Annotated in this window: 13 protein-coding genes and 4 pseudogenes; 5 read left to right on the top strand and 12 right to left on the bottom strand. The window is 49.6% G+C overall.

Annotation, left to right across the window (positions count from 1 at the left end):
* Nucleotides 1-222: 222 nt before the first annotated feature.
* Nucleotides 223-390: pseudogene (locus tag ALO43_RS30885) on the top strand (hypothetical protein); the annotation flags it as partial.
* A 53-nt stretch (nucleotides 391-443) separates the two neighbouring features.
* A pseudogene (locus ALO43_RS29960) lies at nucleotides 444-545 on the top strand (IS5/IS1182 family transposase); the annotation flags it as partial.
* 189 nt (nucleotides 546-734) lie between these two features.
* Here ALO43_RS29960 and ALO43_RS05670 read toward each other — a convergent pair.
* The 4 genes from ALO43_RS05670 to cmaL all read right to left on the bottom strand — a co-directional run bounded on the left by ALO43_RS05670 (nucleotide 735) and on the right by cmaL (nucleotide 4,978).
* Complete coding sequence (locus ALO43_RS05670; protein ID WP_226992657.1) at nucleotides 735-1,982, bottom strand: type III effector; 1,248 nt, start codon at nucleotides 1,980-1,982, stop codon at nucleotides 735-737.
* Between the two features lie 9 nt (nucleotides 1,983-1,991).
* Nucleotides 1,992-2,384: a CesT family type III secretion system chaperone gene (locus ALO43_RS05665; RefSeq protein ID WP_007251972.1), complete on the bottom strand. Its 393-nt coding sequence runs from the start codon at nucleotides 2,382-2,384 to the stop codon at nucleotides 1,992-1,994.
* Between the two features lie 387 nt (nucleotides 2,385-2,771).
* Nucleotides 2,772-4,178, bottom strand: coding sequence for an effector protein hopD2 (locus tag ALO43_RS31805; protein ID WP_011105134.1), 1,407 nt, complete (start codon nucleotides 4,176-4,178; stop codon nucleotides 2,772-2,774).
* Nucleotides 4,179-4,681: 503 nt separating this feature from the next.
* Complete coding sequence (gene cmaL, locus ALO43_RS05655) at nucleotides 4,682-4,978, bottom strand: coronamic acid biosynthesis protein CmaL (protein WP_054997225.1); 297 nt, start codon at nucleotides 4,976-4,978, stop codon at nucleotides 4,682-4,684.
* Between the two features lie 778 nt (nucleotides 4,979-5,756).
* Between cmaL and xopB the strand changes: the two genes are divergently transcribed.
* The gene (gene xopB, locus ALO43_RS05645; protein ID WP_080268025.1) at nucleotides 5,757-7,886 is read left to right on the top strand and encodes a XopB/HopD1 family type III secretion system effector; all 2,130 of its coding nucleotides are present in this window, start codon (nucleotides 5,757-5,759) and stop codon (nucleotides 7,884-7,886) included.
* A gap of 233 nt (nucleotides 7,887-8,119) precedes the next feature.
* Here xopB and xopAG read toward each other — a convergent pair whose 3' ends face one another.
* Nucleotides 8,120-9,601, bottom strand: coding sequence for a XopAG/AvrGf1 family type III secretion system effector (gene xopAG, locus ALO43_RS05640; protein ID WP_054997224.1), 1,482 nt, complete (start codon nucleotides 9,599-9,601; stop codon nucleotides 8,120-8,122).
* 811 nt (nucleotides 9,602-10,412) lie between these two features.
* Between xopAG and xopG the strand changes: the two are divergent.
* Both xopG and ALO43_RS05635 read left to right on the top strand, forming a co-directional pair.
* Nucleotides 10,413-11,078, top strand: a pseudogene (gene xopG, locus ALO43_RS32025) (XopG/HopH/AvrPtoH family type III secretion system effector).
* Nucleotides 11,079-11,224: 146 nt separating this feature from the next.
* Nucleotides 11,225-11,632: pseudogene (locus ALO43_RS05635) on the top strand (type III secretion system effector XopQ); the annotation flags it as partial.
* A 778-nt stretch (nucleotides 11,633-12,410) separates the two neighbouring features.
* Here ALO43_RS05635 and ALO43_RS31320 read toward each other — a convergent pair.
* The 7 genes from ALO43_RS31320 to ALO43_RS05600 all read right to left on the bottom strand — a co-directional run bounded on the left by ALO43_RS31320 (nucleotide 12,411) and on the right by ALO43_RS05600 (nucleotide 22,597).
* Nucleotides 12,411-13,217 carry a hypothetical protein gene (locus tag ALO43_RS31320; RefSeq protein WP_226992658.1) on the bottom strand — a complete coding sequence of 269 codons (807 nt, stop codon included), beginning with the start codon at nucleotides 13,215-13,217 and terminating at the stop codon, nucleotides 12,411-12,413.
* A 97-nt stretch (nucleotides 13,218-13,314) separates the two neighbouring features.
* Nucleotides 13,315-13,542, bottom strand: coding sequence for a hypothetical protein (locus ALO43_RS05625; protein ID WP_005888829.1), 228 nt, complete (start codon nucleotides 13,540-13,542; stop codon nucleotides 13,315-13,317).
* A 481-nt stretch (nucleotides 13,543-14,023) separates the two neighbouring features.
* Nucleotides 14,024-16,546, bottom strand: a complete 2,523-nt coding sequence (hrpB, locus tag ALO43_RS05620) for an ATP-dependent helicase HrpB (RefSeq protein WP_054997223.1) — start codon at nucleotides 16,544-16,546, stop codon at nucleotides 14,024-14,026.
* Between the two features lie 201 nt (nucleotides 16,547-16,747).
* Nucleotides 16,748-17,170 carry a hypothetical protein gene (locus ALO43_RS05615; RefSeq protein ID WP_005888823.1) on the bottom strand — a complete coding sequence of 141 codons (423 nt, stop codon included), beginning with the start codon at nucleotides 17,168-17,170 and terminating at the stop codon, nucleotides 16,748-16,750.
* 3 nt (nucleotides 17,171-17,173) lie between these two features.
* Complete coding sequence (locus ALO43_RS05610; RefSeq protein ID WP_011105141.1) at nucleotides 17,174-19,222, bottom strand: site-specific integrase; 2,049 nt, start codon at nucleotides 19,220-19,222, stop codon at nucleotides 17,174-17,176.
* Nucleotides 19,222-21,117 (bottom strand): hypothetical protein, encoded by a 1,896-nt coding sequence (locus ALO43_RS05605; RefSeq protein WP_024689911.1) that lies wholly within the window; start codon nucleotides 21,115-21,117, stop codon nucleotides 19,222-19,224. Before ALO43_RS05605 ends, ALO43_RS05610 begins: the two co-directional genes overlap by 1 nt.
* Nucleotides 21,110-22,597: a site-specific integrase gene (locus ALO43_RS05600; protein WP_011105143.1), complete on the bottom strand. Its 1,488-nt coding sequence runs from the start codon at nucleotides 22,595-22,597 to the stop codon at nucleotides 21,110-21,112. Before ALO43_RS05600 ends, ALO43_RS05605 begins: the two co-directional genes overlap by 8 nt.
* Nucleotides 22,598-22,663: the final 66 nt, after the last annotated feature.

Below are 22,663 nucleotides of genomic sequence, written 5' to 3'. Positions count from 1 at the left end.
ACACTCCAGTTGAACTGGATTTACAAAAAGCTGTGTAGTCGCTGGGCCGTTAACGGTTCCATCGCTGCACTACCAGCTCGCCCAGTCGCGGGCTTTGGCAGTACCAGGGCGCGGTTTCGCGTCCGCCAAAAGCAGATAGGGAGTCCGCAGTGCTCGACGTAAATAACAGCACCGAATACGAGAAGGTTGCCCAGCAGGTCTACCAAGCGATTCTAGCCAGCGATGTGGGAAGGCGAAGTGTATGGCTGGAAAAACGAACTGCGCGATCCAGAAAGCGAACGACCAGGCGCATACGCCGTGGACCTGGCCGGGCTGGTCTACATGGCACAAGGCGGTGATGACTACAACGGCGCAAAAGCGTGGGTCGCGGTTGACCCTGACGGACAGTAGGAAAACCTTAGCGTACGATTTTTTCCGAATTCTGTAGGCTCCCCCTCTACACCAAGCGCCAGTTTGGTTATACGAAAGTCCGGTTTCGCGGGCTGGCTAAAAACACCGCGCAACAGGCCACTCTGTTTGCCTTGTCGAACCTCTGGATGGTTTGAAAACGGCTGCTGGCGATGTGAGAGGTGCGCCTGTAATGCGGAAAAACGCCTTGTAAAGGTGCTGTTTGTAGGAAACTCGATGAGTTAAGAGCGGAAAACGTCTGATTATCTAATCGGGCGGGCTTTTTTTAAACCTCAGGCCATGATAGCGGCAAAAATCGATGCCTACTTCAGACCCTCCCTATACATTTACTTTCTATCCGGAATAACTTTTTTCCAGTGCATCAGCAGGTCCTCCCGTAGCATGCCAAGTGCCAGTCTCTGGGTCTTCAGGTCAGGTGAAAAAAACGCTGTATCGAACACAATTCCCATCCGCTTTTGACTTTTTTCCGCTTGCGCCTGTATTTTTTTCGCGTGACCAGGGCTTATATCTGAATAGCTAAATACAGGTAGCAGATAATTCGTAAAACTGTCAGGCAGTTTCTGACCGTTTTTGAGCAAAGCACCTACGTAACACTCGGCCAGCTGTTGTCCTCCACGCATGCTGCCCGCTTGATACAACTCCCTCTCGGTAATACGTGAGGCAATCTTGGGGTAGATCTGAGCAGCGGCTTTAGCTACTTCACTAATAGCCTGGTCATCGCCGCCAAAGAACGCTTTCAACAACACATCTTCGCCAACTTCGTCTTCGATTCGCCTGGCCGCATCCGGCCAGGAGTCCCCGGTGGACAGCTTGAAACCATGATAGGGATCCTTTGCCAAGGGAATGGGCAAGAGACGCTTAGGGTCTGGCAGTTTCTCTGTCAAACGAGTCGTCAACCCTTCGTTCAGGGCTTTCCAGTGCGGATGTTTTATATGGCGTTCGACAAACTCAGGATGCGTGTAACAGTGTATGAACTCATGTCCGGCGACCTGTGCCGGATGGCTCTCGAAATGAATGTTAGGGTTCAGTTTTACCCGTTGGGTTTTGTGGTTCCACTGCCCTGCCACGCCTGAGGGAACATCGTGTGTGACGTCAGCGCGAGCTTTGAAACACGCACTGTCTTTTGGAATATGTGCACCGAAACGCTCAAGAACCGTCTTATTGCCTTGTTCAAGATGTGTGACGCTCGAGCGATGCTGCAGATTGATTGCTGCCCATACACTGCCTCCCGGATCCTTCGCGAAATCACCTGGGTATCTTGCAAAACGGACTCCTGTCGACAGCGCCAGAGTTCCTACCATCAGTTTAACGAAGAGTCTCACAGGACCTACACCCATTTCTGGACGAACATCAGCAGGTGGAGGCTGATTCACGTCAGCAGGTGCAGTCGTTCCTGCTTCTTCACTGGGCATGCCACCTGCTATCGCTCGCAAACGTAATGATGACGGTGCATCCATAGGGGCTTTGGGCTTCTGGCCTCGGGCAGCATCAAACCGCATAGGCTCCGCCCCTGCAGGCGCTTCGACATGCGGGGCATTATCTACACGAGCACTGTTCCCCACTTTATCCAACATACTCTTTCCTCAGTTAAAACGAAAATGTGTCGCTGTGTCTCGAAGCTCCTGCGCCGTTTCAGCAAAGTTGGCCAGCAGGCTCTCAAAACGGGCTTTGTCCAGAAGGTGAAAATCGTGTTCATAAGAGAAAACCAGGGCACTTTCATCAGGGTTGATGGTAAGCGCGCCACGGCGCAGACGCAGGCCCGGAAACGTATGGGTAAGCAGCTTGCGCAATAAAATGTCGTCTTTAGGGTCTGTACGCAGTTCTATGATTTTAGCTAGTAAGGTAAGGCTGTCGCCGCTGACATGCAGCGTTATATCCATGCCTTCCTGCCACTGGATAGCCTCTGTGACAGGCTTGGCATTTTTTGTCGGGCCCAATATATTAGTTAGCTTTTGCAGCGTCGGCGATAAGCTCATGATTACATCCGTAGATAGCAATATCTGTACTAAGTGGCCGTAACAGCGGACACGTTCCCTCGGTACATAGAAATTTCAAATGCCTACGCATCAAGCTGACGCTATGAAAGGAGCTTCATGGCTTCATAGCGATGCGTAGGATGATACCGCTGAAGCAGAATTGACCCATGTGCCGACTTGGCGTTGCCCCATAAGTATTCAGCCCAAGGTCAGACCTGCTAACGCTTTACGGAGCAGAAGTTTGGGTCAGCGAAATTTCGGCAGCTGGGTCAACTCTGCATCAGCGGCGACACCAGTACCCAGCAGATAGGCTAATTGTGGACATGTGATGAGCCTTACCTAGAGCTGGTGACAGCTAGCGCGAGAAACACTAAAGGGCTGGGCCTATCATTCTAACGCTATTTTTGCGCGCCACTGTGTCCAATTAAGAGATAATCCGCTTGGGTTGTTGCGGGCATAGTCGTGAAAGGCCTGCAGAAATTTTAGTCTGTCCTCTAGGAATGGCCGCTTGAGTGCAGAAATGCTGCCTAGATCCGTCATGTTGTAGTCATAGCTTAGCTTGGCCATACGCGTGATGAGGGTTTCTGCGGAATGGTTACGAGCGTTCTTAAGCATGTCGACCATTATCATAGCCGTGGTAGTACGGCCCCGACCGCCGTTACAGTGCACAACTAGCGACTCATTTGCCTGCAGGCAGTGGCGCATGATGTCTACTAGCTCGTCGGTCGCTTCCGGACTAGGCCTGTTATGGTCGGTAATGGCCACGCGGCGATAGGTCGCGCCGGCCTCTGTAACGACTTCTCGCTCGCTCCGGACATTCAAATTTTTCAGTTCTGTCGTTTGAGGATTACTTTTTTTACCTTTTACATAATTGGCATCGACCAACGTTAAAGACTTAGTGCGCTTCAGTTCTGTAATCATGGCACTTTCACGTGCCGCTCCGTCAACCTGGGATAGGCCGGCGTTGGCCCAATCCATCGGGCCACGTAAGGTGATAGGCAAACCGTTGACAATCGCATGAGATTCTTCGCGCAGATCTAGTACGGTGAGCGGCCCGCCTCCAAGCGCTGCGCGGATACTCTTCACCTGCTCGACGGAAGAAATACGTTCACAACCAGCCAATTTCAGGTCGGACAACCCGCCCGTCTCCATTCCCAAAGGCAGTTTGCTCAAGTCATTAGTGGTACGGAAGAAAGACATTTTGCCGTGTTTGGGGGGGGGCATTTTGTCGATCACCATAACACATTGGTCTTCGGTTTCCCGAGGGGGCACCGCGTAGCGTAAGAGGACACGATTCATACCTAGATGCGTACGTTCGCTCAAGCCAGAGGACGCTAGATCGTTGGCCGAGGGAGGACTGGATGCATCGATGGATATGGCTTCCGAAGGGCCATACAAATGAGCGCTGACGATGTCGTACTCAAGTTGATCATTTAATCGGGCCTGAACCGTCAGCTCGTTATTAATTAAGTGGGCGGCCCCCATGGTGTCGGCGTTAGCTGGCGGACAGACTGAAGTTTTATAGGTTACTTGCGTGTCGTTACTGGATTGAAGTTGGAACTTACCGTCCTGCACAGCGTTGCGTACCAGTGATGCAACGCGTTGGTGATCGGTATTAGGCTGAGTTGAAAGGTGATCTAGAGCTAGGTGAGCGCTTTGGCTCAATTGGGAAAGCGAAATCCTGTCAGGATGGGAATAGGAATTGTGGGCCTGAGAGCCCTCCGCCTCTAATTGCTGACCACCACTCATTTGGGAATTTGTAATGCTGTGCTGAATAGGTTGCAGGGGATTCATAGCTGTATGAACTATCTCGGTTGAGTAATTGGCTGACGAAAGGCATTGGATCCTAATGCGTGGTCATAAGTGCTTGTGGGGTTCCGAAGACAGATTCAAGACGACAACAGAGAAAACGGAAAAACCGCTGCACCACCAAGCCCGCCACAAGGCGGGCTTGGCCACTAGGAGAGGGAGCTTTTCGCGCCCTGAGATCGAGCAGGGAGTTACCAATGCAGATCGTGAAAACTAAGGACATCTCATCTACAGTGCTAATCAGGTCTTCTTCAGAGTTTCCTTAAGTCCCGTTAAGTAGTGGTTTGGATAATGCTTGCATCGTTCGGGGTCTCTCTGCCACTGCTCTTGGATAAACCCAAAGGAGGATATTTTGTTGCAGCAAGCATGGGCCGCATAAAGACAAACAGGTTAGTACGAGGATCTTCTTATAGCGTTAATACTTTAGATATCTTCCGAAGTGGCATTTTTCTTACTCATGATTATATTAAGAGCTCATGGCGTAAATTCTAGTTATCCACTCCCTCCACAATGAACAATTGCATCTCGTCGGCTGCACCTTCGCGGAGGTATCTAGCCTTTGTATACTCTTCAGAATTGTAGAACTTCTGTGCTGCCTCAACTGAAGGGAACTCTACAATCACCACACGACGGCTTTCAGCCTCTCCTTCCAAAAGAAACTTCTGGCCTCCTCTCGAGATGAAGCGGCCTCCATGAGCTTTCACAATGTCAGGCGTTAGCCGCTTGTAATTATCATACCGAGCTTGGTCGGTGATACTCATTTTACCAATAAGATAGGCGCTCATTTTACCCTCCACACATCAAAGCAAAAACCCGACAGCGGGTGCCATAATTTTTTTCCAAGAGAGTCACCTTCGCCATGGGCTTAGCATCGGGATGCAAGCCATCTGATCGTTCAAGGAGACGGCCCACGCTCAACCATGAATCGACCTTAAAGGCGTAATGGGCTAGCGCCCATCGTCCATTTTGACCAAAAGTGCTCCGGGGATACGCTTTACTGGAGATATACGTAGTCCATCCCGAGCTCTTCGATCTTGCTCACTGATGATCACGCCTTGTTCCGTTCCAGCATGGTCCTGATGTTGGAAATGAGGCTGCCGCAGAAGACGGTCAACGAAGCCAGCACGCTCGATGACGTTCTCACCCAAGACGCGTCTCTTGGGTCATTCCTGAACCCTGGTGTCCCGAGAAGGGCACTGCAGCACTTTCCGCGTGCATCTCCCTTGGTCAGGCCGGTGGTAGCTGATGCTGAGCGACGTCTTTTTCCCGATAGCTGATAGGCCTTCGGCAAGCTGCTCCTACAGGCGCTCTGGAGTATCACCAGCACTGGAATAGGCGCCGCCAGGTGGGCAAGTGACACCAGTTCAATAACGGACTCGCACCAGCTTTGTACGAAAAAAGACTCAATGTCGTTTCCGGGATGAGTTGACCACTACATGTCCACGTCAGCGTGATGCTTCCAGATCAACGCATTCGTCAGTTTTGAGTTTGTCTTCGGAACCCACGAGCCCTTGTGACCACATATGGGATCCAATTAATTCATCCGGGACAGCTCATAGCTCTATGAATCCTCTACAATCTACTCAACACAGCATTACAACTCCCCTAATCAGTGGCGGTCGGCCATTAGACGCTGTGGGCCCTCAGGCCCAGCAATCTCACCCTAAAAGGATTTCACCCTCTCAATTGAGCCCAGGCGCTCACCAGGCTCTAAAACGCCCTTCAGCTAATGCCGAACACCAACGCATTGCATCACTGGTACGCAACGCTCTGCAGGATGGCACACTTCAATTTCAATCCAGTAACGACAAGCAAGTAACCTATAAAGCGCCAGTATGCCTGCCAGCTGACACCAGCACCGATACCGATACCGTGAGAACCGAACGCTTGATTAATAACGAGCTGACGGTTCAGGCCCGATTAAATGATCAATCGGAGTACGACATCGTCAGTGCCCATTTGCATGGCTCTTCGAGATCCATATCCTTCGATGTGCCCAGCCCACCGCCTGCACATGGCTCAGCATCTTCAGCCTTGAGTGAACGGACCCATCTAGGTATGAGTCGCGTTCTCTCACAAGATGCAGTAGATGGCAGTGGCTTGGAAAGTCCGTTACTGAGCTCGCGAGCACATTCTCGTCCGCCATCACAGCCAGAGCCCGTGCATATCGGATCAGTCCGCAGGGACTCTGGCAGCCTTGTTTCCGATAACCCGGTAGTGCACGCACTGCTAGCCTTCGCGCAGGCCGACCAGGCATTCCCACCACAGGCCGCTAGCATTGACGGAGTCCAGCTGGAAATGCGGCCAACTCGAGATATTGAGCAAGCACTTAAGAAATTCAAAGATGCCTTCACGGTGGAGAAGGCGCAACTGATGTCCGTTACAAACTCGTCGGAGCGGGCAGATGAGGATATCAACGCAGACATCCATATCCCGTTATTGCTTAAGGCCATTGAGCAGGGTGCTGCGGCATTTGGCCCAAACGCATCGATCGGCCAGAATAGCGCGAAAGCGTTTCTCGCCTCGTGTGCTCCCACGATCACGTCTAATGACGATGTCCTCTCAGCGTTCATCAACCAGAAGCTGAAGGGGGACGATGATCTTAAGGTACGCCTAGGCGCACAGGAATTGTTGCACGTCGCCACCAAGAAAGAGTTTCAACTCGGCGGTCTTGCCGGCAGCATCGGGGTCAGCAGCATACTCGGCTCGGCATGGGAGCTTGGAGCTTCGGAACTGTTGAAAAATGCCATCTTCGGCAAAAACTTCTCACCCAGTCAATATGCCCTGCAATTGGCCGGGATCGATTCGGTGCCTCCTTTGATGATCGAGTCCATGGACACCATGTGCGTACTTGCCATCATCAAGGGTATGAAAGGTGAGGAGTGGTCCATGAGCGATCTACTCCCCAAGGCGTTGAAGGCCGGCGCCATCTCATCGGTGGTCTCATTCCCCAATAATGTTTTGCAGTATGCAGGCTTCAAATCCAGAGTCGGCGATCTTGCCGCAAACTCGGTGACAACTGAAGCGGCAATCTTTGGCGCCGCCTCCGGTATTCCACCCGAGGTCAAGGAAAGTGAAGAGCTGATGCGTGCTGGCTTGTTCCAAAGCATGAAGGACGGCGTGATGGCTCATCCCGGCGAGGGGGTGGACACCAAAGAGACGATTGAGCGGATGACGCGCCATGCGCTGGATATCGCTCCGGGTGAAAGCACCGCTGTCAAGTCCATGGGGCTGGCATCGATTGTCGGGATGATTCCACTGATTGCCAGCAACAAGGCAACCGGGCTGCTGTCAGAACAGGTACTGCGTATTTTTCGGAGCGCCGTCTTCAATCCAATCGAAGCCATCGCTCTGAACGCGTTGGCGCTAGGAGGGCGTGTCAACGTTCCCGGGCTATTTGATTCCGACAATGCAAAGCATGCACGCGTGGTACAAACCATTCTTGCGCGGGCCAGCCAGCAAATGGAAGCTGGAGACCGTAACATTTCCGCAGAGGAGCTACATCAAATGCTGGCTCCCCGGAGCGAGTTCCTGCGCCATGTGGGATCTGCGATTGTCAACGGCATGAATGCCAGCTTTGAGGCAATTCCCGCGCTGGCTCGGAAGCTTGGATATGGTGAGGCTCCGTTGGCCGAACGTATTCCGTATCAAGACCTGGCTGTGCGCGACTCGCCGCGTCAGCCCGCCCCCTGAACCATAGTCGCCGCGATCTGCCGGACTACACGAGGAGCGGCCAAGCGGGTACCCGCGTGTAGCCTCGGCTGAATTGCGTCGCGCTTTCAAAGTCGGCTTCGACTGCAGCCGATATGACGCTCTGGGAATTCAAAGCAACTTTTCAGACAAACCCTAGGAAACATCTGAGAGGCGACAACCATCCTGAGACCGGAGGGACGATCGGCATGCTTTATGTCGACCGTCCCCACACTTTAGCCGTTGTAAAACTGCTTAGAGGCGTTTTTGCAGATCTGTTTGTAGAAGTCGTCACCGTCCTGGACCGTAAAACCAGCACCCACAAAGCACCCTCGTGCAATTTCGCGGAGAGAATGCCTTATTCCGCTCGAATTGTCGTATACGGCGTTGAGGCAACCTATCAGAATCACAACATCATCTTTTGACAAGGGAGGCTCACCACTCATTATTCTTGCGTGATTAACACAGGACGTCGCGTTGAGAGCTGTAAACGAGTCTCCTAACCCTGAGGCGTCTTCAAATCCCACACCGGAATTGCTAAGCTTAACATGAGTCAAAGGCAGGTTTTTCAAGTCTGCCATTGATTTATGTTTCAAATCTTCTATTTTGTCGGGGGGTAGCTTGAAGATTTTTTCTTGTATATAAATATATGCGTGGTAGAGCACTGGCCCTGCAATGCTGGTATTCCTCTTAAACATGTTCTTTGCTAAATCTTGCTCTGAGAACGGCCTACTTAGTTCTATTTTATCAGCTTCATCTTGGAGTACAGTGCCCCGATTATAATGGCTTTTCAATATGACCCGTTCCGCATCCCCCCAAGCGTCTTCACCCGCATAGACCTGTCTGAAAACCAAAAGTGCCTGGCCTGCTGCGAATTGGGAATCACTGTTGAGCGTGATACTTTTTCGAAGTAAGTTATCAAGAGTTTCCATACACTGCTTGGGCGTGAGAGCTTTTTCGCCATGAGTCGCTTTTATAAAGTGTTTCAGGCCTTTTTCCACAAATGGCTTTGTGATAGAACGAGATGTATAACCAGTAGATCCCGTCTCCTCATTTTTAACGCCGGTCAAAGAATATTTGTTCTTGCTTATATAGGCTTCGCTATTTGTAAGGTCATAGTCTTTTGGTGTTTTTTCCGGGTTGAGTTTTTTTATTGCCTCTTCATTGGTAAGCTCACCTTTCAGGCACATAATATTCTTCAGAATTGATGTGTGCGCTTGCTCCGTGTCAACTAGGTCGGAGAGGTAAATCTTAGTTGCTGCACGATAATCAATCATCGTTAAGAACTGATTCTCTCCGCAAAGCCTAAGCGGGCTTAAAAGCGAGTTTTTATTTTCAAGAGTGCTGCTATGGTTGTTTTGGTAGCGCTTTCGCGCTTTATCTTGTGCATCGTTAAGCCTGGCATCGCTGGTAAAACCACCTTTGCCATCATGCAGAGAAGTGGTAGAAAGAAAAAAATTATTGGCAGTTTTATCGTAGAGGTAGGCGCCGCCTGCAAGGTATGCAGCGTACCTCATGGCGCGGAAGGGCAATTTAGAGTTATTGCTGGATTGGCCTTTTGAATCGCCTTCGTGTGTCTTTGCAGTTTGCGTAGCGCTCAGCGCAGCAGGTTCATTATTTTTTGCTATTGCATTAGTTACTTCCATCTTAGGCGAGGCATTAAAAGTATTCTGCACCATTCTTGAAGCTGAATAGAGATGACTGTTCTTTATTTGCATAATCTACATATCCTATGTGCTGCGGGTCATTAGCTCATTTTACAAGGTCATACGTGGTCATACGTGGTCATCGCCAAGCGTAGAGTTCCACTAGTAAGTTTTCTTCGTTCTCCAGCGCCAGCCCAGAACGCATTCAGGTTGTTCATCTTGCCGACGCTCTGGACGGTTTACTGTCCGCTAGACAAAATCAACTAACTATTAACATGAGTCAGAGATTGTCATAGTTATCTGATCCGAAATGCGCACTAATTGCGAGCATTGCCGTTTTCGATTGCAAGCCACTACAGCTACAAAACTACAGGACCTGCGAGCAGCCGAGCAGCCAAGGCGACAGCGATTCCGTTGAAGCGAGGTCATGGAGGATGGAACTATCTTCCCACACGGAGCCACTTAGCCTCTCCGTGATCACTGGACTCCCCCCATGCCCCGCATTAATCCAACTAGCTTTATTGGCATCTACGTCGAAACGTCCGACAATCCAGATCGAAGTGGCTTCTTGGCTTCCAGAGGGAAACCACATCTGCATTGTCGCAGTTAAATAAGAGTTACGCCCGACGCACGTTAATTTTCAAACAATGAGGCCACCTGTGAAATGGAATATCATTCAAAAAATGCAAACATACTTATCAGAAGCACAATTACAGTGATGCACTTGTAGTGTGCGACTATGAAAACAATAGCGGCACAAGCTTTAGAATAAACTTTCGAAAAATTACCAGAAAACTAGATCCATCCATCACTCAGCGCTCATTGAGAAGCTTCAAAAATCACTTACTTATTAGATTAGTTTGACCACCTATCAGGGAAACTTATGATAACCCCATCGCGATACCCAGGCATCTATATTGCGCCTCTTAGCAATGATCTTACTGCAGCGAACGCTTTCAAAGAAAAGGCAGAGGAGGCGCTGGACCATACCAACGCAGGTCCCTCTGGCGATAAACTTTTGCGAAAAATATCTACCCTTAGCAGTCAAAAAGAAAGAAAAATAACCCTAAAAGAGATTGAAATAAATAACCAATGCTATACGGAACCTGTTCTGAGCAGGAGACAACTGGAAAAGTACAAACCAAAAGATCTCACCGAGAATAAGTGCATTGCATCACACCTTTCACGAAAGGGAACCTTTACTAAGGGCGAAGGAAGCAATGCGATTATTAGCTGATCACCAAACAAAGCAAGTATCCGCTTAAACCAAAATAGCTCGCCGTTACACCTCGGAATGGACAATGTGGACAAGATAACGACATTGGCTCATGAGTTTGTCAATGCTCGACATATTTTGAGTGGCAGTTCCTTAGCCGATGACGGGGCCCGCTATAATCCCCGGACAGGTTCTGGCAAAGAGGAGCTGCACGCCGCTGGACTAGAGAATTATCGTTATTCAGTTACAAAAAAGCCTTCAGAGAACTCCATCCGTGCTGAACACGGGCTGCCTCTATCACCACAGTCTGTACCACTTCACGCCTCATCCTAGATCAATCAAAACAGATATCACGTACCCCATCGGAAAGTAGCGTGTAATCAGCACTTCCTCAGCAAAAAAGTATGAGCAGCCCAGCTTTGGAGCGATCGAAAAGTGCGCCAACGTTATTGACTTCTGCACAGCGCGAGATGCTTGCACACCCAGTAGGCCAATACCTGAGAGACGTTCAGAAGAGTGCGTTGAAAGGCCTCTGGGAAGGTATTCAAGCTGGATTGCTTCCTGGGTTGGATGACTCGTGGTTCTTTCGGACGTTCATGCCGAATGCACAGATTGAAGCAGCACAGATGGATAAAAATAAAGAGAGGTCGTTTGATGATATCTGGCCTAAAGTGACGGAGCTAAACCTGTATGATCTTCTGACATTAATGGCCTCAGTCCCGGGCGCGGCGAAACTGCTCTTTAAACCCAAAGCTACACACTCAGAGGGATTTGGTGTTCTAGAGCAAGTAGGTCCAGATGATGTAACGCATCCAGAGAAAGCAAAATTATTGATGTCCGCTTTATCCAAATCTGCGCTTGTCCAGTCGACGGCAGTCCCGGATTGACCCACGGCAAATGCCTACAGGAAACAGGCCTCCTTGTTTGGCAGCGACGATGGCCTGGCAGAGTGAAGACAATACTTGGTGGTCACTCTGTCATGCCTGTCAGCTGAGCCGGTGACGAAGCATATTCTTTTTCTAGCTGCCCTCTCGATGTGTAGGGTTTTGAATACTACACACGAACCTTTGCCGTCTTATCCTCCTTGCCGTGTGCTAGGGTTGTCTGAAAAGTCAGCCCGCAAGCATATTCCGATGCAGGTCAGTGTGACCATGACTTTAAAGCTGCTGGCCAGTTTGTCGTAAAGAGCCGGGGGCGTTCGTTGGTGACCAAATAGCAGTCTGTAGCTGTAACGATCTGCAATCGAAATGGCGCCGACCTGTAATCATCGCGTTTTTCGACCGACATTAATTGAGTCTATCTGGCTCCGCGAACCAGTGTTGACTGCAAACGAACCCGCATTCATCCGCTTCGACCTGCAATAGAGCGCGGCCGACCAAGATTAAATGCGACTGAAAAATCGATGATTTTGGAGTCCACCAGACGGTGGCTTTATCGAGCCGACCAAGCAGCACGAGGGTTTACGGACAACGCTTGAGGCGTACGTGCAGACCGAAACCAGCGACCAATACAAGCTTGCATTGGTGCTGAGAGTATAGGTTGATGCCTCGCAGTTTCATGGCTGCCCGGCCTGCGCCGGTCGCGCATCGAGTGGCAATGATCCCCTTTTTAGACCTGTAACGGCGACGTTTTTGTGCCGGATTCCAACCCAGCCCTCAATAACTGTTATTCGGAAAACGACGACGTTTTCACTGGATAAAAGTCACCTGTCTTCAAAATGGGTTCAAGGAACTTCTGGTATTCAGACCAAGAGCTATAAACTTCAATTTTTGCTTTAGGGTTTTCAATATCACCACTCACTCTGACGAGAAAAATACCACAACCTGCTTCGATGATTCGCTTCGCTTTTTCACCAGTAGATCCATAGGATAATAGGTAGCCAAGCGAAGTAATTCCTAGCAAAGAACCTTTCTTAGCAGCAGATGCTTTCAGCAGCGGCTCTGCTGGAAAGTCGGAAATCATCAGCATCAGAGCGCCTAGATGATGAACCTCGCCATCGAAACCATCAGCGAGCTCTTTGCCTACTCTTAAAGCGTCGGCAGCACAAGATTTAGGTATCTCGTTTTCATGGGCGAATGAGCCATAGGAAGTCAGCAGAACTGTACCAACGGTGGGAGGGTTTTTTGGATAGGGTATATAGGTTTGCATGCCGGCCTCTAAAAATTGATCCATAGCACAATGACGGCGCTCACAAGTTCTGCACAATAGCTCTGCTGCTCGAAACTCCGATCCCTTATTGTATCTTCCTATGACGTAGGCTTGAGTGGACTTTGAGGCGGATTTGGTTCCCCGCAAACGTGGACGACGCCAGAGCTTTACTCTGCGCAGATGGGCATTCCCGAACTGCTCTATTATCGCAGCCCCCTGCGAAAATTTGTATATGTCTTGGCTTTTGTCTTTGCCGGTATCTGAGTTCGGCATCCACTTAACAAAAGCCCCGAATGTAATTGTTACTGCTATCCCTACTTTCATGGCTGCTCTTTAGCTGAATGCGCTGTCCTGCAATGCTACCTGCAATGGCCTGCGACAAGCGTGGCTTCGGGCAGATCAACTGCAACTGGCCCGAGCCTCAGATCGGCAACCCCGCCGCCAGCATCCAGTCGCGCAGTTCTGTAGTGCGAGCCGGATCGAGTGCGTTACTAAACAGTGCCTTGATCTCGGTAGGCTTGGCGTCGAACTGCTCGACCAGATCCTTGATGCGATAGCCATGGCGTGTCAGGGTAGGCTCCAAATCATCCAGTTGCCGGGACAGCACGGACGCCACAAACTCAGCTGAGACAGGTTTGTCGCCGGTCAAGTACGGCCTCCTCTACCTGTGTGGGGGCGACGTCCGGAATAGGGGAAGCAGTTTCACCGAACAGCGCGCGCCGCATTTCTTCTTCAGTTAACTCACCGTTCATAAAGTATCTCAAGGAAAGACAGATTAGATCCTCTAGACTTTACTAGATTGCTACCCTCCGGTAGTAGCTACCACCGGAGGGTGTACAAAAAGCGGCGAAGGATCAGGTGGATCGAAATTGTGGTTCTGGACGGATGTGATGCCTACGACGCTACCCGCATCGGTGGCGTCCGGCTTAGTCGTGTAAGACAATGCCTGCAGGTGCGTGGCATAGGTACGCCCCCCGCATTGCTTGAGTCCATCACCTACTTCCATCGCTTTTGATGCCCAAGGCCATGGAAAAACACATGTGACGTCCACGCCTAATGGCCTTAGGCTATTTTGCCTGCGACGGTAGGCGAAGAAGCGGGCCTGACGTGAGGATGATTTGGCCCGAAGGTCAGGACTTTCGGGGCTTGGCGTTGGCCGTCGCCTCAGCCACTAATGGATCTTCGGGCCAGTAGTGTCTTGGGTATCTGCCTTTAAGATCCTTCTTCACTTCCACGTAGGTGCTGCGCCAGAAATTGGCTAGATCTTGGGTGACCTGTACAGGCCTCCGCGCCGGCGACAAAAGATGCAACGTCAGGAGCTGTTTACCTTGGGCAATCCGAGGTGTATCTGACAGACCAAAAAGCTCCTGCAGCCTCACAGCCAAGATCGGAGGATGCTGCGAATAGTCGATTCGGATATTCGACCCAGACGGCACCTGGATGGTCAGAGGTGCCTGAGTCTCCAACTCCTGTGGAAGCGGCCAAGACAGAAGATTTATGACAATCGATGACAGATCCAGGTGGCTGAAGTGGCTGAGCCTCGTGACTTTGCCCAAGTACGGTGCGAGCCACTTTTCCAGCGTTTCTAGAAGGCTGGTATCGCTGAGATCAGGCCACTTGCTTTCTGCTTGGCCATTTTGGATATCCAGCTGACGCAGCATATCAACCCGCGCTTGCCACTGGCGCAACTCAGGGTTCCAAGGCAGAAGTTCGATGCCTTTGCGCCTCACCAGATTGACCAAGGCTAGCGAACGAGCTTGCTCATCAAGGCTTGGCAAAGGTGTTGCGGACAGTACCAACTGCCCCACCTTTAGCTGCCGCTCAGCCTTGAGTACCCCCTCCCTCTCGTCCCAGTCAACCTCATCGACTGACCCTACAAGGTCAGCCAGCTCGCCATCGAACAAAGCAGGATCGAGATCGCTCGCAAGGTAGACCCGCTCCTCGCGCTGCCCTTGCCGGCTACCCAGATCGGCCACTACTAGCCACTCATGTTTAGTGAGAGCATCAGGCTCTGAGAACACAGCAGCCCGCCCGTTGGAGAGACGGTAGTCAGAGGCATTCGCACGCCTCTGGAGACCGATTCGATCAGGGTAAGCGAATGCCAGTAGGCACCCTACCCACCTTAGGTGATCGGGCTCACTAACAGGGATGGCGGCCCTCCCACGCAGCAGGGATCGATACTGCCGAGCAGACTGTTTTACCCGCTGGAAGGAACCACCACCTCGACGTGAGTAATGCTCGCCTGACAAGGCACTCAGCCTAGTGTGAAGATCGGCGCCTGCACCGCGCAGGATATCTTTCTCACCCAGCAACGCGGCAATGTTGCACGCAAGGTCATCCAGCCCCATCGCATTGCCTTTGATGAGAAGGTGAGCGATCCGTGGATGCGCTGGAAGCTCGCTCATGGCGGATCCGTGCGATGTGAGCTGGCCAGCAGCATCGAGTGCGCCTAGGCGCTTCAGCAGGTCTCTGGCCTGGGCGAAGGGAGCTGACGGAGGTTGGTCGAGCCAAGTCATTTCCTCTGGCTTCATTCCCCATCGGGCCAACTGAAGTGCCAAGGCTGAGAGATCCGCCTGCAGGATTTCAGGGGTGCTGTAGCCGGCTATTTGCTCGTGTTGCGTTTCCGACCATAGGCGATAGCACACACCTGGCTCCAAGCGCCCTGCTCGCCCCATACGCTGAGTAGCGCTGGCCTTCGAGATGCGCTGAGTGTCGAGGCGAGTCATACCACTGCGAGGATCGAATTTTGGTACTCGCTCAAGGCCGCTGTCCACGACCACTCTTACGCCTTCGATGGTCAAACTGGTCTCAGCAATGTTTGTGGCCAGAACGATCTTCCGCGAGCCAGTTGGTGCCGGATTTATCGCGGCGCGCTGGGCATTGAGATCAAGGTCTCCATACAGCGGGCATACGGTCACGTCTGAACGGTTGCTGAGTTGCTCTTCGAGAAAATCGGCTACTCGACGAATCTCTGCCTGCCCAGGAAGGAAAACCAGGATGCTTCCCTGCTGCTCATTGATGGCGGCTAAGCAGGTGTCCGTAACTCGCGCATCGATACGCTCACCCGGTTGATACGGGCTGCCCCAGATCGTGGAGACCGGATACATCCGGCCTTCACTGGTGATCACAGGAGCATTGTTCAAAACCTTAGAAAGACGAGCTCCCTCCAGCGTTGCGGACATCAGGAGCAGTTTCAGTGGTGGGTCATCACGTAGCAGGTCACGGCCACTCAGGCAAAGAGCCAGTGCAAGGTCAGAGTGCAGGTTGCGCAGGTGATACTCGTCGAAGATGACCACGCCAACACCATCCAGCGCAGGATCATCTTGGAGCCGGCGAGCCAGGATACCTTCCGTGACCACTTCAATCTTAGTGCGCGGCCCTACCTTGCTTTCAAGGCGAATGCGGTAGCCGACAATTTCCCCAACCTTCTCTCCCAATTCACTCGCCAAGCGTTCAGCAGCGGCCCGAGCGGCCAGTCGCCGAGGTTCGAGCATCAAGATCTTCTGGTCGCCAAGCCAAGATTCGTTCAGCAGCGCCAGAGGTACTCGAGTGGTCTTGCCCGCACCTGGAGGCGCTTCAAGGATCACTTCATTGCGGTTGACCAGCGCCTCTCGCAGGTCTGGCAAAACGAGGTCGATAGGCAGAGAAATCATCGGAGCTCCCAAATCAAGAGAGTAGTATACCCGGTGGATCTGAATTAGCAGTTCGGTCTTGAGGTAAATAAAACGGGAAAATCATGAACCAATATCAGGCGACGCCTGACATATAGCTTCGGCACGAGAAAGCGGAACATGGGGCTATTGGCACATCCTTGCCTCTGCAAAGAAGAGGCGCACACCACTTCATCAATGAGGCTACTTTCGTATTTGAGTGACATTCAGCTTAGCAATATTATTAAGGCTCTTCAGTTGTTCTTCGAGGTAACGCACGCGTTCCACTAGCTGAATGTTCTGCGTCATGACTTGATAAAGCTGGCCTTTCACAACTTCGAGCTCGGCATGAGCCTTCGTTGCCTTATCATTAGCTCGTTTTATTTGTAACGCTTTAGAAGAGCTGACTGTACCGAAACTGTTGCGATACGCTTCAACCTCTGCAATTAACTGCTTATGATTATTGCGGTCTTTTTTCAGATAGCCACGATCAAAGCCCGCCTCGAAACTCACAATACCTGCAGTAATTCTTGTAGGATCCAATCCCATATGGGCTGCAACTCGAGGTTGACCGAGCTTTAGTCTCTCGAAAGCCTCCCTGCAAGCATTTAATCCAGTACCGGCCATACGCTATACCTCAACAACCGCAATGAATTTCTGGTGGAATTTTTTTAAGCTTGTCAACTCGGCCTCAACAACCTGGTACTCGCCTGAACCAGGCTCATATAGCAACAGATCCGCCTCGCTGTCACCGATGGCCTCTTCCAGCTTATCTCGTTCAATGATGCCATCTGCACAAGACAAGCATGATGTAATATCCCCCAAAAGATAGGAGTCGCACTTTCCAGGGTATGTACAGGCACCCAGCAAGGTAACTTTAAAAGAGATCCTGCCATCTAATGCTTGGTTTTCCGTCTTCTTCCTCAGAGTAGCAATATGAATACCACTCTCATGCATCTTTTTGCGCTGAGTGGAAATGTAGCTTCCAGTTCCCCCAAAAAGTTGCGCACCGTCTCCAAACGCGTGAGAAAGAAGATCATATGCGATATTTAAAGGCATGCCAATTTGATATTCGAAAAGCACATGATGCTTAGGCAGTACAAAGTCACCTACCTCCTCATCGTAGTACCCAAAAATAGTTTTGAGCCTTGAGAAGTTATTCGCATAATAGCGCGTCATTTGAACAGAAAGATGCTTGAACTGCTTTCGAAGAGTGGGGAGAGAGATAAATCCACTATTACTTCCATAAAAAGCCAGCGACCGGCGAAACTGATGACTTGTAAATGACCATGGCGAACCAATACTGAAACCTGCCGCGCTTAAGAAATCTCGGAGAGGGTCGGTAGCCTGCAACTCCTGAAAGTCAGACTCTGTGATTACTAGCTGATTCAAAAGAAACTTCGGCTTCGACACGTCGTTCCATGTCGGCACGCCTACTTTCGTTTCACGCCTATTAATAATCGCTGGATTGAGGAAAAGAGGCATATCCTCTGGGCGAACTCCGAATAAATTGGAGATCGCTCGACAAATGGAGCGAGCAATTTCAACTGCACGTACAACCTCATCCGTAGCCAACCAAGACGAGGACTTACGATATCCAGTGAATTTAGTCGTACTCGAAAGCACCTTCACGATTTTCGGTTTATCTCGACTCACTCCATCCTCATCAAGAGTCGCAGCAACAACCTCCTCGACGTCGATACAGTTGTAGGGCAGAAGCATTACTTCCTGGTCACGCATACCTGTGTAGATATGAATGACCGTCTTAAGAATCCATTGCACTTTTAGAATAGCCGAAGACAATACACCTCGACCAGCGCAATTCAAATCTCCGGTGAAAATCTTATCAAGCTTATGTAGTCGCAAAGCCTGATCAAATTCCGGCTCGACTACATCCGGCCCTCCGAACATAGTTTTCTGATGGGCTTCTGTATATCCGTAATATGGACTTATGAAGCAATCTAGGAAATGCTCAATAGCTTTCCTCTTTGGATAAATGAAATCCATCCAATCGCCAACAGAATTAATTACCCCGAGATATATCTTTGTCGGAATTACTGGATGCTGATGCTGAACTTCTGCGACAGCGCAAAAGTCAATATTAAAGACGCCATGCAGCTTATAGCCTAGACGCTCTTCGCCAATGGCGACCATATGCGAAATAAGGGACTTAGTGAGCCTTCGCTGAGTACTCCCTATATTCTCCCTAGCCATCCATTTACTATAGGCATTAAGATAGGCCGGATTAGAAAATAACTGCTGGAGACTTATGACACCTACCAGCGGATTGGCTTCTTGATCCCAGCAATAGCGCGCAGCTGTTCGTAAAGTCAAAAAATATTGGCCTAGCATCCCCGCGCTCATCCTTCCTAGATGTCCGGTCTGAACATAGAAAAACAAGCAAAACAAGAGATACCTCACTTCCTTTACAAGACAACTCTGGCCAGAGTCATACTTTTTGAAAATGCTATTAAACCCGATCATGGCGATGCGATTTGCCTTGAGCCTTATGGGATTAAGATCCCACTTCGCTCCGCCGTAACATGCTGTAACTTCACCATCGACATTGCGACAAATGACGAAATCAGCCGAAGGCCTCCAAGTTGGATCAACAGGAATTGAACCCGCTGCGTCGAATGGCTGAGTTTCATTAACGACACCTTCATAGAAGTCAACCATCAGATATAAATCCCCATCTTTTCATAACGCTGCAGCCGCCTTTCCCAAAAAGGCGTGAGGATTCCCAACCTGAAAACTTTTTTCCGCATAGTACCAACTAGACTTGCTATTTCAGGAGAGCGTTTGCAAACAGCTTCTAAAATAAAATCAATGCGAATAACTACATCCTTGAAGAACTCTTCAGAAAACTCAAAGTCGGGAGCATTGGCCCTCACGCCCTCAATTACGTACTGAAAGCTCAGAAGCTTATGAATATCCAACTCATCGGAATGAACAACATAGTGAACACAAAATAAACAACCATATTGGGTTTTGCAATCTGGTTCAATCGCAACTACCGAAACATCTTTCTCGGGACTATCAATTGAATCACAGTGTCCTACCGCAATAGAAACACCTGGAGCGTGCTCTGAATCTTTAATCCGCGCAGCGGCCTTCTTAATGGCGGCCCAGTATTTGCCGAACTCCGCCCTTGAATTAGCGCTCGTAGTTCCCGCATAAGACTGAACATTAGTTCGCGAACTATGATTCATAACCGCACCCACCAAAAGCGGCGAATGCTTCAACTGATGAAGCGTAAGACTTTTAAACTTACGAACCAACACCGGCGGGATATTTTTTGTGCCTTCCGGCACGAACACCCCTTCAATACGCTTAAAAAACGTGGACGAAAAGTTTTCCTCTAACGGCCTAGGTTCTTTTGGAATATACTGCCATCCGAGCAACTGAAAAAAAAGTAACTCACTCTTACGACCGTTTAAAAACCACTCCCGAAACCTGAGATACTCGCGCAAGATTTGAATACCAGGCCCACGCCCGACCGTATAGGTGACATTCAAGCCTTTCGCTCTTAGCTTCACTGCCGACAGTTCGTTTTTCAACGGAGACTTCACAAGCTCGACTGCATCATCATGCAGAAACTGAATAAACTCACTTGAGTTAGCACCAACCACGCAGTTCAGCAAACAGGCGTAGGCTTTCATGGCCATGGTTGCGATTCGCAACCGGAAGGGATGATATAAATCAGCATTAACCTCGACCATCAGGTTTTGAGCACGTTCCACAGCCTTTTTAAGTTCACCCAAGGAAAGATTAGGAAACGTACTCTTCAATTCTTCAGTGGAAAAAATACGCCCATCTTCGTAGTTATACGCCTGATACTCATGCTTTCCCTTAGTGTGAGGTGTAATAGGCTTTCCATTGCCAGGAAAAAGATGAGCATGATATTCATTAGTTTGAAATTTAAATGGGAAGGGGGCTCCGTCAACCAAAAACCTTGAGAACTGAAAGGCAATATTCAAGGTGATATCTATGTACTTTTTTACATCCCCATCTTCAGGCGGCGTCAGCCCATCGCGCCTCGTCTTAATAGGAGGAACACTAGAAATAATATTTTTACTGGCTTCTGGAAACTGAAGTTGGAGGATACGCCTTAAAATTCCTTGGCGAAGCTGTGCCGTAAGTGGCGCCATACCGTTGGGTTTAAGAATTTCCTGAAACAGGAAATTCGAATATTCTACGTAAGCTGCTCGAGCGGCAGCAGGATTACAGAACACCGCAGAATGGCCATTTTCATCACACCAGTTAACAGCACGATCAAGATACTTGAAATCTGTCTCAATCGACTTGTGGGATGAGTTCGAAACATAATGTTTTTCCAAAAAAGCCAAAAGCATCTTACGTCGACTCGGAACCACTGATTTCACATCAACCAAATACTTTCTAGGCTTATCCGTCTTTGCGCGGACAGAATACACATAAATCCCAACATCGAGCGGACTTACTCTATGATCGAGATTGAGGGCCATCAGTTCCGGGTGAAGAATCTCTCGTTGATCGGCAATTTCAGGAAGTCGAACAACATGAAGTTTACGTACCTGTGAAGCATCAAGCATTATCATCAACCAAAATCAAATCGCTATAGGACGACATTTTGAATAGTACACCCTCATAATCTTCCTGGGCGCGAATCTTATCAGGCGTCATTTTGAAGAGCTTTAAGTAGTTTTCAGTGGTCTCGCGGCGCTCATGATGCATGCGTGACTGAATGATGGAGATATCCTCTCCAGACAGCAGATGCCCATCCTTCAAGAGAGGAATCAAGTGCTGATAAAGTTGATAAGCAAACGTTGCGCGAAGCCAGTGGTAAGTAAAACCTCGGGGAAAACTGGACGACACAGAGCGTTTTATTTTCTTCTTAAGAGTATCGGCTACGGCACCTAGCGGCCTAGTCTTAATGAATGGAAAACGCGGGTCATTTGAAGCCATATAATAACAGTTAGCCTGCTCCGACAAAAACACGTACATGTCTTCGTCTGGAATACTTTTAAGATGAGGATAATCTGTTGCATAGTTCAACTGAAAGCGTTTCCTGCGGTTTTTTGCATAGGCGCTTCTAACATATGTTAGCAAGTCTTCGGCTAGTTGCTCCGGGACATGTAGGGTCTGAGGCTTGTTGCCTTTAGTATCAATCCCTGTCCTAGGCCCAGCCTTCAACAGGTACGTACCCTTAGGGGTACGCAAGCCCTGCATCAACGCCTCAACGTGTTTTACTCGAAGCGTTAGAACAGTTTGTTTTCGTGACCCGGTCAGCAAGGGCAACAGGATAATGAGACGCTCTTGCGCATCCCACCCCCCCGAATCGAAAAGGGATAGCAAATCTGAAAGTTCCGGATTCGTCAATGGCCTTAGGCATTCACCTTCGTCGTCCACCAACCCAATCGGCACCACCTTACCTTTGTTAGTCTTCTGCGTTTGACTTCTTTTCTCTACGGTGATTTGCCGGGTGAACCCATATTTATTTTCTATAGCTACCTTTATCTCGCGAACCGAATCAACCCTGGCAATATCAATAGGGTGCCAATGCATTGAAACAAATTTATAAAACTGATAAACAACACTAGTATACTGATTGGCCACAGCAGGCCCACGCTCTAGGAGCTGGAATAAATACAGATGATACTTATACGTCGGTCTATGAACTATTCGTCGCCCGGAGAAGTCCATCCAATGGATATTATTATTCTCAGTAAATATTAAATAGTCGAGTAACCGACTAGCCTTTCGTCTTGCTTCGTCTGCTGGACGACTGCTTACATGTTTGTTTTTTACAAGACTGAGAAGAAAAGAATTTGCTTCTTTCCAAGGTTCTCCATTGCGATGAAATAAAAAAGGCATGTTGAAGATGGCTCTATCTGCAGTATCGCCAATTGCCTCGTTTACCTGAAAGCCGTTTATTTGCCTGCCAACACCAAAAATGGTTACAGGGATTGAACCCTCAGGTGTATCGCCAAAGCAAAGATCAGCAAAAGCATCGATTACTTGGGGGATGAGAACTAAACGCCCTTCATGATCTGTGTTTTCGTAAGCAGCCACTGAATACCCAATTCGCTAGAACGTCAATGATAAACGTTAGGCAATATTTTTCCAACAAAAATGTCA

The sequence above is a fragment of the Pseudomonas tremae genome (genome assembly GCF_001401155.1).
GTDB classification, from domain to species: Bacteria; Pseudomonadota; Gammaproteobacteria; order Pseudomonadales; family Pseudomonadaceae; genus Aquipseudomonas; species Aquipseudomonas tremae.
This window is presented reverse-complemented; position numbering and strand designations above follow the sequence as displayed.